Here is an 11,900-nt window from a genome sequence, read left to right on the forward strand (position 1 = left end):
CGCGCGACGCCTCCACCTCGGCGCCGGCGCCCTTCTGGACGGTATCGAACCTATGGTGGTGGTGGCTATGCGCCGCGATCCAGTCGGACGGCCAGCTGAGCGCCGGATGATCGATGAATGAACTGGCATGAACGCCGCCATAGCAGGCGAGACCCTCGCCCTGGAGGCGGGCCGTATGCGCGACCTTGCTCCAGTCGCTTTGCCGCGCGAGCTCCGCCACGATCTCCTCGCATTCGCCGCGCACGACGAGATCGACGCCGAGCTTGCGCAAGGTCGGCGCAGGCGTCGCCGAGCCGTGCGGTCCGACCGCCACGGTGCGTCCGCCGCGTCCGGCCAGATGGTTGAGGAATTCACCGGGAACACGCAGTTCCGGGGGCGCGCAGCGCCAGAACAGATAGGTCGGCGCGGTGGTTACCACCGTCATGTCCGGCGCGAATGACGCCACGCGCTCGGCAAGGGCTGCGTTGTCGAGCCCCTGCAGCAAGCCGTCCAGCATCAGGACGTCGTGCCCGTCGGCTTCCAGCATTGCCTTCGAATAGCCGAGCTCCAGCGGCAGATGCGGCTGGCGGCAGCCGAAATAGATGCTGTGCTCATACGTCCAGAACGGATTGACCAAGGCGACTTTCATGCGACGTACCTCGTGGCTTCGGGGCGAGATTGGAGCCGATGCCGCAGCAGCCAGCTGGCAAGATCGCAGATGCCTTCGTGCCATGGGACATGCGCCTGCCAGCCGATCGCGGCTTGCAGCTTGCGCGTGTCGGCGACGAAGAAGGGCTGATCGCCGGTGCGCTCGTGGTCGTGGCGGATCGTGATGTCGCTGCCGGTCATGTCGGCGATCTCCGCCAGCAGCACGCGCAGGCTGACCGCATTGCGCGGGCCGCCGCCCAGATTGAACGCCTGGCCCTTCAGGTCCTCGATCCTGGCCAACAGGCCGCGATAGGCGGCAACCGCATCGGACACATGCAGGATGTCGCGCACCTGCCTGCCGTCGCCGTAAATGGTGATCGGCTGGCCGGACAGGGCGCTGAGAAGAAAATGCGCGACCCAGCCCTGGTCCTCGGTGCCGAACTGGCGCGGCCCGTAGATGCAGCTCATACGCAGCACCGCCGTCGGCAAGCCATAGGACTTGGAATAGTCGAGTACATACTGATCCGCCGCGCCCTTCGAGCAGCCATAGGGCGTGCAGAAATCAAGGCCCACCTTCTCAGCGACGCCGCTCGTACGCACCTCCTCGTCGAGCGGTTCATAGCGATCGTCGGCTTGCCGAACCGCGATCTGGGGCAGGCTGCCATAGACTTTGTTGGTGCTGGCGAAGACCACGGGAGCTCCGGCGCCGCGGGCGACTTCCAGAACGTTGAACGTCCCTTTGAGATTGATGTCGAAGTCTTCAGCGGGATCGCTCAGGCTGGTCGTCACTGCTGTTTGAGCGGCCAGATGGAAAATCGCTTTGGCCGGCGCCAGTGCGGTGGCCAACGCGCTCAGATCGCGAATGTCGACGATTTCGACGGTCAGCTGCTCGCCATGCTTTTGCGCCAGCCAATCGAGATTCTGCTCGACGCCTGGACGGCTGAGATTGTCGACGACCAGCACTGTTTCCCCGTCGGAGAGCAGGCTGTCGGCGAGATTGGAGCCGATGAAGCCGCTGCCGCCGATAACGGCCACGGGCGCCTGTCGGGCGTGGCGGTGCGTCTGGGTCATGAGACCAATCCCCGCTCTTCCAGCTCGCGCCGCATGTCGGCGCCCCGGTCGATGACGACGCTGTTGCGAACCCAGGCGGCGAATTCGCCGAGCGAATTTTCCAGTCGATGCTTCGGCTCGAAGCCGAGCAGCTCGCGCGCCTTGGCAATGTCGGCGAAGCAGTTGCGGATGTCGCCGGAACGCGCCTTGCCGAGAATTTCGGGCGGGCGCTTGGGAATACCCATCGCCCTGGCAAGCAGGCGGGCTACGTCGCTGATCGAATAAGCGTGGCCGCTGCCGATATTGATGGCATGGCCGGCGGCCTGGCGCTGTTCCAGAGCAAGCCGGAAAGCGGTGGCGACGTCGCGCACATGCACGAAGTCGCGCTTCTGCTCGCCGTCCTCGAAGATCGTCGGCCGCTTGCCGTTGGCGAGACGCGAGGCGAAGTTGGCGAGAACACCGGTATAGGGATTGGAAAGCGCCTGTCCGGCGCCGAAGACGTTGAAGAGGCGCAGCGCCACCGCATCGATGCCATAGGCCTGGCCGAAGATCAGCACCGCGCGCTCCTGCGCGTATTTGGTCAGCGCGTAGATCGAGGCGAGATCCGGCCGCTTCTCCTCGTCGGTGGGAATCGGCGACAGGGCCTCGCCCGATGCCGATCTGAGATCCCACAGGCCGTCCTTGATGTCAGCGTGCTTGCGTCGGGCATTATCGATCCGCTCGCCGTCCGCAGTCCGGTAGAGGCCTTCGCCATAGATGCTCATGGAGGATGCCACGACGATCCGTTCGACCGGATGCTTGATGAGTGCCTCGAGCAGCACCGCCGTGCCGAGGTCGTTGGTGCCGACATAGCGGGCGATCTCGTACATGGATTGGCCGACGCCGACCTCGGCCGCCAGGTGGATGACCGCGTCGATATCCGAAACGGCCTCGGCGACCGCATCGCGATCGCGCACGTCGCCCTTGATCAGCTCGGCTCCGGTGGGAAGGTTGATGGCTTCGGCACCGTGCACCTGGTCGACAAGCGCATCGAGCAGGCGCACGCGATAACCATGGTCGGCGAGCTCCTGGGCGACGTGGCGGCCGATGAAGCCGCAACCTCCCGTAACCAATACTCGTTTCACGATGACTCCCTTGCGGATTTTGCTTCGGCGCCCCGAACTGCGCGGTAAAAGGTTTGTTCCCTGCATCAACAAAGTTCCCGCCGCGGGAGGTCACGCAGCCCAGACAAGGGCTGTGCAACCCGGTGGAACATTGCCCTTTGGCTGCTGTTAGGGCCGCTCACCAATCCCCGCTGCGAGAAAGGGAAATCCATGTCCGAGGCCAAGACGACCACCAATCACGACGAGATCCGGAAATGGGTGGAAGAACGCGATGGTCAGCCGGCCGTCGTTCGCACGAAAGGCAAGGGCGGCATTCTGCGCATCGATTTCGGCGAGCCCGAAGACACGCTGGAACCGATCGAGTGGGACGAATTCTTCCGCATTTTCGACGAGAACGACCTAGCCTTCCTGCATCAGGATGAAGCCGGCGGCGGAGGAACGAGCCGCTTCAACAAATTCGTCGAGCGCAGCCAGAAGGACTAGAGCAATTCCAGGAAAAGTGTCAGCGGTTTTCCGTTCGGAATTGCGTCAAAACAAAGAGATAGAGCGGCTCGCCGTTTCCGTGAAACGGCGAAACGCTCTAGTGGGTCGAGAAGCTGGCGTCGTCGCGCCGTTGGAGGGAGAGGAGGCCCTGCAACGGCGCCGCGGCAGGCGGTCAGGCTGCCGCATTTGTTCGTGCCGCTCAATCGAGCGGCTTGTCCGTCGGCCTGGGTGTCGGCCCGGTCTGGCGCCGTCGGCCGGCGTTGCGGTTTGCAACAGGATTGTCGAGCGGCGAGGTCGAGGGCTCCCGTGCGCCTGAGGTCTTTGGGGCAGTCGGTCTCGCGCCCGCATCGCGGTCCTGCGCATCGCGATGCGGATGCGGAAGCCCACCGGGATCGGGCGATTTCACCGCAGGCTTGGACGTGTCTTTCGGTTCAGCCATTTTCGAACCTTTCCTCGTTCAGCCGTTCGCTATGCGCGCGATCAGCCGTGCGGGCGCATCACCACCTTGATGCAGCCGTCCTGCTTGTCGCGGAATGTCTTGTAGAGATCCGGTCCTTCCTCCAGGCCCGCGCGGTGGGTGATGACGAAGGACGGGTCGATCTCGCCGCTTAGCACCTTCTGCAGCAGCGGCTCGAGATAGCGGTGGGTATGGGTCTGGCCCATGCGGAAAGTCAGCCCCTTGTTCATCGCCGCGCCGAACGGAATGTGATCCACCAGGCCGATATAGACGCCGGGCACCGAGATCGTGCCGCCCTTGCGGCAGCAATAGATCGCCTCGCGCAGCACATGCGGCCGGTCGGTGCCGAGATAGACGGTGGCTTTGGCCTTATCGAGCATGGAATCGGACGTTGCGGTGGCATCGGCCTCGGTGCCGACGCAGTCTATGCAACTGTCAGGGCCGCGACCGTCGGTCATGGCCATGAGGGCATCGTAAATATCGGAATTGCTGAAATCGAGGGTCTCCGCTTTGCCGTAGTCCCGCGCCATGGCGAGCCGTTCCGGCACTTTGTCTATGGCGATGACGCGGCCCGCGCCGAGCATCCAGGCGCTCTGGATGGCGAACTGCCCGACCGGCCCGCAGCCCCAGATGGCGACAGTGTCGCCTTCCTGGATCCCGGCGTTCTCGGCCGCCATGTAGCCGGTGGGGAAGATATCGGACAGGAACAGCACCTGCTCGTCATCCATGCCGTCAGGCACCTTGATCGGGCCGACATCGGCAAAGGGCACGCGCAGATACTCGGCCTGTCCTCCCCAATAGCCGCCGACCAGATGCGAATAGCCGAACAGGCCCGCGGGCGACTGGCCCATCACCTTGGCGGCCTGCTCGGCGTTGGGGTTCGAGCGGTCGCAGAGCGAGAACAGGCCGTTGCGACAGAACCAGCACTCGCCGCAGGAGATGTTGAAGGGGACCACGACGCGATCGCCCTTCTTGAACTTCGTGTGAGCGCGGCCGACTTCCACCACTTCGCCCATGGTCTCGTGGCCCAGCACGTCGCCCGATTTCATCGTCGGCATGTAGCCGTCCATCAGATGCAGGTCCGAGCCGCATATGGCGCAGCACGTGACCTTGATGATGATGTCGCGATCGTTCTCGATCACCGGGTCGGCGACCTGGTCGCAACGAATGTCGCCTTTGCCATGCCAGGTCAGGGCTTTCATCGGTTGTTCCTTTGGGTTGTCGATGCTTAGCGGGCTACGGACCGAACTGGCGCTGGGCGGGAATGTTCCCGGATCAGAGCCCGCGTTTTCAGCCATTCTTCGCCGAACCCGGTTCGGCCATGTTGCGGTGCTGTTCGGCCAGAGTGCCGGCCGGTGTGACATGGGCGGCGGCGGCCTGCATCTTGTTCTTCCAGCCGCTGACCACTTGCTCCTCGCCGGCCATCAAGGCGTCGTAGCCGTCCCTGGCCACATCGGCGGGATTGTCCTTCTCTTGCACCCCGATCTCGGTATCCATCATGTCGGCGCGCTCGAAGAAGCGCGTCTGCGTGGCGCCCGGCATCAGAACGGTGACGCTCACGCCGCTGTCCTTCAGCTCGTGACGCAGCGCGATGGCGAAGGAATCGATGAAGGCCTTGGTGCCGTTGTAGACCGCCTGGAATGTGCCTGGCGTGAAGCCGGCGATCGAGCCTGTGAACAGGATCCGGCCGCGACCGCGTCCGACCATCTTGCGGCCAAGCCGATGGGCCAAATAGACCGTGCCGGTGATGTTGGTGTCGATGACGCGGCGTGCCTCGTTCCAATCCTGGTCGACAAAGCCCCGGCCCAGGCCGCGCCCCGCGTTGAGGAACAGGAGATCGATGTCGCGGTCGCCGATCTCGGCGATCAATTTGTCGGCGCCATTCTCGCGTGCAAGGTCGGCCTCCACCGCATCGACCGAGACGCCGTGCGATCGGAGCGCCTCCGCGGCCTGCTCGATGGCCGGCTCATCGGCGACGATGACCAGATCGTAGCCGTCCTTGGCGCAGAGTTTCGCGAGCTCCCTGCCGATGCCGCTCGAGGCACCGGTGACGACCGCCAGTTTCCCGTTTCCCATTCGATCCTCCTGAGTGGTTCGGCCGAACATCCGGTTGGACCGAATGTTCCTTGGGATCGGAGGATTCCGCACGATGAAACTGCAATGCCTTCGGCCGAGGGAACCGCGTGGGCGCTCTGGCTGTTGGATCGGCAAGGAGCAATCGCCATGGGACTCTTTTCCGACCTGAACAAGAAGCTGACCGAAAACCTCTATGCCCATGGCAGCTATCTGAGCGATCCGAGCGCGACCTGCCGCGGCGGGTGGAGGAGACGGTCGATCTGCTGATGGCCTTCGCGAAACCCGAGGCGCGGGAAACAGTGAAGCTGCAGATCCTCGGTATCATCCACGAGCATATCTTTGACGAGGAGTGACTCCGGCGATCGCTCGATCCACCGGAGACATAACCGTCAATATGCGGTCATTCCGAACGGCGGGATCCGCGCTGCTTCTCGGCGTCGCGCAGCAGCCGCACAATGGCATCCACTGGAGAGGGGTCGGTCGCAGGCTGTGCTTTCCAGCGCCACAGATGGCGAAACAGACTTCTCAAGCTCGGCATCGCAATAACCTCCTGCGTTATCAAACCTGGGACGGCGAATGATGTTCCTTCCATGGCTAGTGCAGGGCCGCGGCGAGCAGAAAGGCGACCGCGGCCAGGACAACCAGCGCCACGATGACCAGGACCGGCCCGTTCCTGCTCGGCTCGAGGTGTGGCGCGTTCTCCGGCGGTCGCATCGCGTGGGCAAAGCTCGACTGGTTGGTGAAGTTCGGTTTGCGCGGCTCGGCCGGCGCGGCGGACGTCGAGACAGCACCGGCTTCGGCGTCTGCTTCCTGCGGTGCCGCCGCCGGGTCGAATCCGGGTGTCTTGTCCTGCGTCCTGCCGGCCTGGATTTCGCCGCGGGCCTCGGCCGGTGTGCGTGGGTTGGGTGACATTCGGCGCCTCCTTTGTTCCCAAACCTTCATCCGGCCCCGCTGTTCCAACCGCGCCTTCTTGAAACTCGGAGGGAACTTTCCGGAGCAGGGCAGCTTTGTATTCTCAACACCAAGAGAAAGAGGCAGGAATGCAAGTTCTCGACACAGCGATACATGCCAGTCCCGGAACTGTGACGGTCGAATTTGTCGGCGAGGGCGGCGAAAACATCGCTGTCACGATGGTCGTGTCCAATCCGTTGCTTGACCACGGCGCCCTTGTTGATCGCGCCAAAGAGTTGATGGTTCAGTGCGCGGCTTTCGGCGGCCTGCCTGCACAAGACCGCTCGCAGGGGAACGCAGATGGCGGCCGGCCCGGCATCCAGCGGCAAAGCGATACAGGTGAGGGTCCCTACACATTCGAATATCGCGAGGGTGGCAATGTGAGGCGGCTCGAAGGCGTGGACTTGCCCAACCTGGAAGCCGTTCATGACGAAGCGTTGCGGTCGGCGATCGATCTGCTCGACGATGCGGCCGAACCCTTTCAGGACGGCTGGGCGGTTCGGGTTCGTGGCGGCGACGGCGCTGTCGTCGTGTCCGTCGATTTCGAAGAAGCAAGGCAGGAAAGGGCAACCGCCGCAATGTGAGGGAGGCGGCATCTGTGAAAGGTAATATGATGCGTTCCCTCATGTCACTGCATGCGCTTGCGAGTTCACGAGGCGACGGGCTGAGACCTGAGTTCCTTCGCCTGCTTGATGCCCGCGCGGCCTTGTCCCACCCCGACGTGATTGAACTTCAGCAGGAGACGGGGTTGAACCAGGCCGGTCCAAATCCTGTTGGGGAGCTCGAAACCGCTCCGAAGCAAAGCGTGGTGCGTTTCCCTGGCCGGCGGAGTACGATCAGTCGTGCGTCCGGCAGAAATGCGCCTGTCATAGGAGGTCGCCATGGCAACGCCCTTGGCACTGATCATTGAAGACGAATATCTGATTGCGTCGGACGTGGCGAATGGCCTGAAGGAGCGAGGTTTCGAGGCGGCCTGCGTAGCGTCCGAGCGGGCAGCCGCGACTTGGCTGGACGATCACAGGCCGGACCTTGCCATTATCGATATCCAACTGCTCGATGGCCAGCGCGGTGTCACCGCCGCCCGCCTCAAGGAAGCGGGCGTGCCTTTCGTCGTCCATTCGGGCTACGATCCGGAGTTCCAGTCGCCGATCTTCCACGGCGCGCCTTATGTGCCCAAGCCGGCGCCGATCCGGCATCTGGTCGAACTGGCGAGCCAATTGGTAGGGGATCGCGCCGAGCAATAGATCAGGCCAATTCAATGAGCCCAAGCTGGACTTCAGCCCGACGCGGCATCACCTTTGCGGAACCGCGACACCGCCTCGATCAGCATCTTGTAGTCGACGGGCTTGGCTAGCTTCTGCGCGTCCCTGAATTGATCGGGGAAGACGGTGGCGCTGTCATATCCGGTAAGGAAAATGAAAGGCACGCCGCCACGCGCCAGATGCTCGGCCAAAGGAAAGCTTCGCTCGCCGCGAAGATTCACGTCCAGCACGGCACCATCCAGGGCGATACTGTCCGCTTGATCCAGCGCTTGTTGAACCGTGGGCACCGGTCCGACCACGGTGCATCCGGCACCGCTCAACTGGTCGGCCAAGTCCTGCGCAAGCATGAACACGTCCTCAACCACCAGGACTTTAAGGTCGGACAAGAGTGTATTCGTGTTCATTCCCGGTACCCAGCGCGAGGATGTCAGCGGTCCGTGGCGGGTGCCAACGGTATCTGGATGTCGCACTCAAGCCCGGAGGGCTCGAACCGCAGGTCGACCTTCCCCCCAAGCTCATACTCTAAACTTTGCTTGATAAAGCTTGTTCCGAAATTCAGTCGCGTCGGCTCGTCTACGGCAGGCCCGCCGATTTCCTTCCATCCGATTGACAGCACACCCGATTTGTCGGTTCTCCAGGCCACTTCGACGCGGCCGTCCTCGGTCGAGAGCGCCCCATATTTCGCCGCATTGCTAGCAAGCTCGAAGAACACCATGCCAAGTGTCGCGGCCACGCTTGCGCCGAGCTGCAGTGATTTTCCGTCAATGACGATGTTCTGGCGAAGCTTGCTGCTGTAGGGCGTTAGAACCGCCCGCAGCAGCTGCTCGAGATCGGCATCGCGCCAGTTGTAGGAAGACAGCACTTCGTGCGTTCGGCCCATTGCCTGCAGCCGCTGCTGGAACGAGGAAAAGAAATCACCGATTGAACTCGATGTGCCAACCATGCGTGAAGCCAGCGCGGTGACTGTGGCCAGGATGTTCTTCACGCGATGTTGCAGTTCGTGCAGCAATCTCTCCTGGCTGCGCTCTGCCTCCTTGTGGCTCGATATGTCGACAAGGGTCGCGATGGCGCCGCGCACCTTGCCGTTTTCGTCGAAAAGCGGGTTGGCCGACATCATCACGTCGATGCCCGAACCATTCTCGTGCAGGATTTGCGCTTCGTAGCCGGGGATAGGTTTTCCGGTGCGAATCGCCTTTCGCAGAGGCTGCTCTTCAGCATCCACCTTAACGCCGTTGAGCGTCAGCGGCAGGACGGCGGGAACTGAAATGAGCTTGTCGCCGGTGGAGCGCTGCCCCATGAGTTCCACCGCGCGGCGGTTGGCGCGGATCTCCGCGCCGTCGCCGTCTTCGGCGATGAAGATGCCGACCGGCACCAGGTCGAGCAGGGTCTCGAGGCTTTCGACGCGGTTGCGCAGGTCGTGCGAGAGCACGCCGATCTTTTCCTCTGCCCGCGCGATCTGCGTGACATCGACAAAGGTGACGACGACGCCGGCAATCAGGTTGTCGACGGTGCGATAGGGCAGGACGCGCATGATGTAGCGCCGGCCGCTGTCGGTACCTTCGACCTGCCGCTCGATCGTGCCAAGCCTCAGCAGCACCTGCTCCATGTCGGCCTGCAGCCCGTCAGCGGGGAAGCGCGGCCGCACATGCGCCAGCGGCCGACCGACATCGCTCTCGACCAGGCGGAAAAGGTCGCGGGCGGTCGGCGTGAAGCTCTTGATGCAGAGGTCGCGGTCGAGAAACACGGTGGCGATCTGCGTGCTTTCGAGCAGGTTGGCCATGTCGTTGTTGGCGCGGCTGAGCTCGTCGACGCGAATGTTGAGCTCGGCATTGACCGTCTGCAGTTCCTCATTGATCGACTGCAGCTCCTCCTTCGAGGTTTCCAGTTCCTCGTTGGACGACTGCAGCTCCTCGTTGATCGACGACAGTTCCTCGTTGGAGGATTTCAGCTCCTCATTGGAGGATTCGAGCTCCTCCGTGGTAATCTGCAGCCGCTCCTTGGTTTCCCTCAGCTCCCTTTCGAGCTGGCTGACATTGGCGCTTTCGACATCGTCGGTCATTTGGACGGGCTCGTCCTCCGACTCCGCCTTGATGCCGCCGATGTCGCGGAAGACCAGCATGTAGAGCGGGTCCGCCGAGCCGTCGGAGGGCAACGGTTGCACGGCCAGGCTGATCGTCTGCCGGCCGCCATTGGTGCCGACGGTGATCTTGTTCTGAATCGCCACCTGTCCGGTGCTGGCCGCCTTGTGGAGCGCCGCGCGCAGATCCATGCGAAGGCCCCGCCTTGCCATGGAAAAGACGTTGTGGTCGGGGGCGCCCGCGGCGAGCTCAAGATATTTGCCGGTACCGCCCGAACTATGCATCAATTCGCCACCGGCGTTGACCACCACATAGGCCGGCGCAAATCGCTCGACGAGAAGACGCTCCGCCACTTCCTGCAAGGTTCCGTTCGTCGCCCGCTGCCGTGTATTCGGCACGGTGTGCCTGGCAGCGGCGGCGAGCGGGAATTCGGGCAACCGCTGCGGGGTCATCCCGCCACGCTTCTGAAAGATGCGGCTCGCCTTGTCCACGGTGGAGAACAGGCGGGCGTGCCGCGTGACGTTCTCCGAGGATCCGAGAAAGAGATAGCCGTTGTTGCGCAGAGCGTAGTGGAAGATCGGAATGATTTTTTCCTGCAGTTCCGGGCCCATATAGATCAGGAGGTTCCGGCAGGTGATCAGGTCGAGCTTGGAGAAGGGCGGGTCGCGCAACAGGTTGTGCGAGGAAAACAGACAGACCTCGCGCAGATCGGCCGAAACGCGGTAAGTGCCGTCCTCGCGCGAGAAGAACTCCTTGAGCCGCTTCGGCGTTATGTCCGTGGCGATCGTTGCAGGATAGCGCCCGGCGCGGGCCACCTCCAGCGCACGCTCGTCGATATCGGTGGCGAAAATCTGCAGATTGGGCGAGGCGGCGCCCCGCGGAGCGCTCTCCTTTAAGAGCATGGCGATCGAATAGGCCTCTTCGCCCGTCGCACAGCCGGGCACCCATACACGGATCGTCTCGTCGGGCTTTCGGTTCTCGAAGAGCCGGGGAATGACCAGTCTTTCCAGCACATCGAAGGCGTGCTCGTCGCGAAAGAAGCTGGTGACGCCGATCAGCAGGTCCTGGAAGAGCAGATCGACCTGCTGCGGCTCGTCGCGCAGCCGCTCGTAAAAGGCGATCGGGTCGTCGATCTGCAGCACCTGCATCCGGCGCTGGATGCGGCGCAGGATCGTGTTGTCCTTGTAGCCGCTGAAATCATGGCCGGTGCGCACGCGAAGCAGCGCCGCGATGCGCGAAAGCTGCTCGGCGACATCGCGCTTGCGGCGGTCGCGCTCGCCATCGGTGTGGTTGGCGTGGCGGAAATAGCTGGTGAGCTTGCCCGCCATTTCCTCGGCCGGAAGCACCATGTCGACTAGGCCGCTCTGGACGGCGCTGCGCATCATGCCGTCATACTCGGCGCTTTCCTGCGCCAAGGTCAGGCCGCCGCGTTCCTTGATGGCTCTCAGCCCGATGGTGCCGTCACTGCCAGTGCCGGACAGGATCACTCCCGCCGCGTTCTCCGACTGCTCCTGCGCCAGCGAGGTGAAGAAATCGTCGATCGGCGTGCGCCTGGCGCGCGTCGTGGCCATTTTGGCCATATGGAAATGCTGGCCACGCACCGTCACCGATACACCGGGCGGCGTGACGTAGATCTTGTCGGGCTCGATCTCCATGTCTTCGGCCGCCGTCAGCGTCTCGATCGAGGTCGACCGCTGGATGATGCTGGCGAGAACGCTTTCGTGCTCGGCATCGAGATGTTGAATGACCACATAGGCAAAGCCGCTTTCGGCCGGCACTTCGGGAAAGAACCGTTGCAGGGCCGCGATGCCGC

The 11,900-nt window shown here is 63.2% G+C and carries 12 protein-coding genes; 3 read left to right on the plus strand and 9 right to left on the minus strand.

The features are described from left to right. The 3 genes from EOA28_RS10435 to EOA28_RS10445 form a co-directional block, all read right to left on the minus strand. The coding region (locus tag EOA28_RS10435; RefSeq protein WP_189341999.1) for a cobalamin-dependent protein at positions 1-628 on the minus strand (628 nt) is incomplete at its 3' end. Continuing rightward, complete coding sequence (locus EOA28_RS10440) at positions 625-1,698, minus strand: NAD-dependent epimerase/dehydratase family protein (protein WP_127251287.1); 1,074 nt, start codon at positions 1,696-1,698, stop codon at positions 625-627. The genes EOA28_RS10440 and EOA28_RS10435, both read right to left, overlap by 4 nt. Further along, the gene (locus EOA28_RS10445; protein WP_127251288.1) at positions 1,695-2,801 is read right to left on the minus strand and encodes an SDR family NAD(P)-dependent oxidoreductase; all 1,107 of its coding nucleotides are present in this window, start codon (positions 2,799-2,801) and stop codon (positions 1,695-1,697) included. Before EOA28_RS10445 ends, EOA28_RS10440 begins: the two co-directional genes overlap by 4 nt. Positions 2,802-2,990: 189 nt before the next feature. On the opposite strand from EOA28_RS10445, the gene EOA28_RS10450 reads away from it, so the two are divergent. Then, positions 2,991-3,263: a hypothetical protein gene (locus EOA28_RS10450; RefSeq protein ID WP_042647258.1), complete on the plus strand. Its 273-nt coding sequence runs from the start codon at positions 2,991-2,993 to the stop codon at positions 3,261-3,263. Positions 3,264-3,462: 199 nt separating this feature from the next. Here the strand turns inward: EOA28_RS10450 and EOA28_RS10455 are convergent, their stop codons facing one another. The 4 genes from EOA28_RS10455 to EOA28_RS10475 all read right to left on the minus strand — a co-directional run bounded on the left by EOA28_RS10455 (position 3,463) and on the right by EOA28_RS10475 (position 6,708). Next, a complete protein-coding gene (locus EOA28_RS10455) occupies positions 3,463-3,702 on the minus strand; it encodes a hypothetical protein (RefSeq protein ID WP_127251289.1) in 240 nt (79 codons plus the stop codon). A gap of 41 nt (positions 3,703-3,743) precedes the next feature. Then, a complete protein-coding gene (locus EOA28_RS10460) occupies positions 3,744-4,922 on the minus strand; it encodes a zinc-dependent alcohol dehydrogenase (protein WP_127251290.1) in 1,179 nt (392 codons plus the stop codon). Between the two features lie 88 nt (positions 4,923-5,010). Then, positions 5,011-5,796 (minus strand): SDR family NAD(P)-dependent oxidoreductase, encoded by a 786-nt coding sequence (locus EOA28_RS10465; RefSeq protein WP_127251291.1) that lies wholly within the window; start codon positions 5,794-5,796, stop codon positions 5,011-5,013. A 594-nt stretch (positions 5,797-6,390) separates the two neighbouring features. Beyond that, the gene (locus tag EOA28_RS10475) at positions 6,391-6,708 is read right to left on the minus strand and encodes a hypothetical protein (RefSeq protein ID WP_127385964.1); all 318 of its coding nucleotides are present in this window, start codon (positions 6,706-6,708) and stop codon (positions 6,391-6,393) included. Positions 6,709-6,836: 128 nt separating this feature from the next. Here EOA28_RS10475 and EOA28_RS10480 point away from each other — a divergent pair, with 128 nt between their 5' ends. After that, positions 6,837-7,331: a hypothetical protein gene (locus tag EOA28_RS10480; RefSeq protein ID WP_126079187.1), complete on the plus strand. Its 495-nt coding sequence runs from the start codon at positions 6,837-6,839 to the stop codon at positions 7,329-7,331. Between the two features lie 297 nt (positions 7,332-7,628). Continuing rightward, a complete protein-coding gene (locus EOA28_RS10485; protein WP_127251929.1) occupies positions 7,629-7,991 on the plus strand; it encodes a response regulator in 363 nt (120 codons plus the stop codon). A 32-nt stretch (positions 7,992-8,023) separates the two neighbouring features. Here EOA28_RS10485 and EOA28_RS10490 read toward each other — a convergent pair whose 3' ends face one another. Further along, positions 8,024-8,413: a response regulator gene (locus EOA28_RS10490; protein ID WP_127251930.1), complete on the minus strand. Its 390-nt coding sequence runs from the start codon at positions 8,411-8,413 to the stop codon at positions 8,024-8,026. Positions 8,414-8,436: 23 nt separating this feature from the next. After that, positions 8,437-11,900: CheR family methyltransferase (locus tag EOA28_RS10495; protein WP_128314876.1), on the minus strand; the 3,464-nt coding region annotated here is incomplete at its 5' end.

The sequence above is a fragment of the Mesorhizobium sp. M2A.F.Ca.ET.067.02.1.1 genome (assembly GCF_004023285.1).
Lineage (GTDB): Bacteria > Pseudomonadota > Alphaproteobacteria > Rhizobiales > Rhizobiaceae > Mesorhizobium.

Excerpts from the sequence above, each read along its gene's own strand:
- EOA28_RS10440 (WP_127251287.1), bottom strand. The coding sequence starts at position 1,698 with ATGACCCAGACGCACCGCCACGCCCGACAGGCGCCCGTGGCCGTTATC.
- EOA28_RS10450 (WP_042647258.1), top strand. The coding sequence starts at position 2,991 with ATGTCCGAGGCCAAGACGACCACCAATCACGACGAGATCCGGAAATGG.
- EOA28_RS10455 (WP_127251289.1), bottom strand. The coding sequence starts at position 3,702 with ATGGCTGAACCGAAAGACACGTCCAAGCCTGCGGTGAAATCGCCCGAT.
- EOA28_RS10460 (WP_127251290.1), bottom strand. The coding sequence starts at position 4,922 with ATGAAAGCCCTGACCTGGCATGGCAAAGGCGACATTCGTTGCGACCAG.
- EOA28_RS10465 (WP_127251291.1), bottom strand. The coding sequence starts at position 5,796 with ATGGGAAACGGGAAACTGGCGGTCGTCACCGGTGCCTCGAGCGGCATC.
- EOA28_RS10475 (WP_127385964.1), bottom strand. The coding sequence starts at position 6,708 with ATGTCACCCAACCCACGCACACCGGCCGAGGCCCGCGGCGAAATCCAG.
- EOA28_RS10480 (WP_126079187.1), top strand. The coding sequence starts at position 6,837 with ATGCAAGTTCTCGACACAGCGATACATGCCAGTCCCGGAACTGTGACG.
- EOA28_RS10485 (WP_127251929.1), top strand. The coding sequence starts at position 7,629 with ATGGCAACGCCCTTGGCACTGATCATTGAAGACGAATATCTGATTGCG.
- EOA28_RS10490 (WP_127251930.1), bottom strand. The coding sequence starts at position 8,413 with ATGAACACGAATACACTCTTGTCCGACCTTAAAGTCCTGGTGGTTGAG.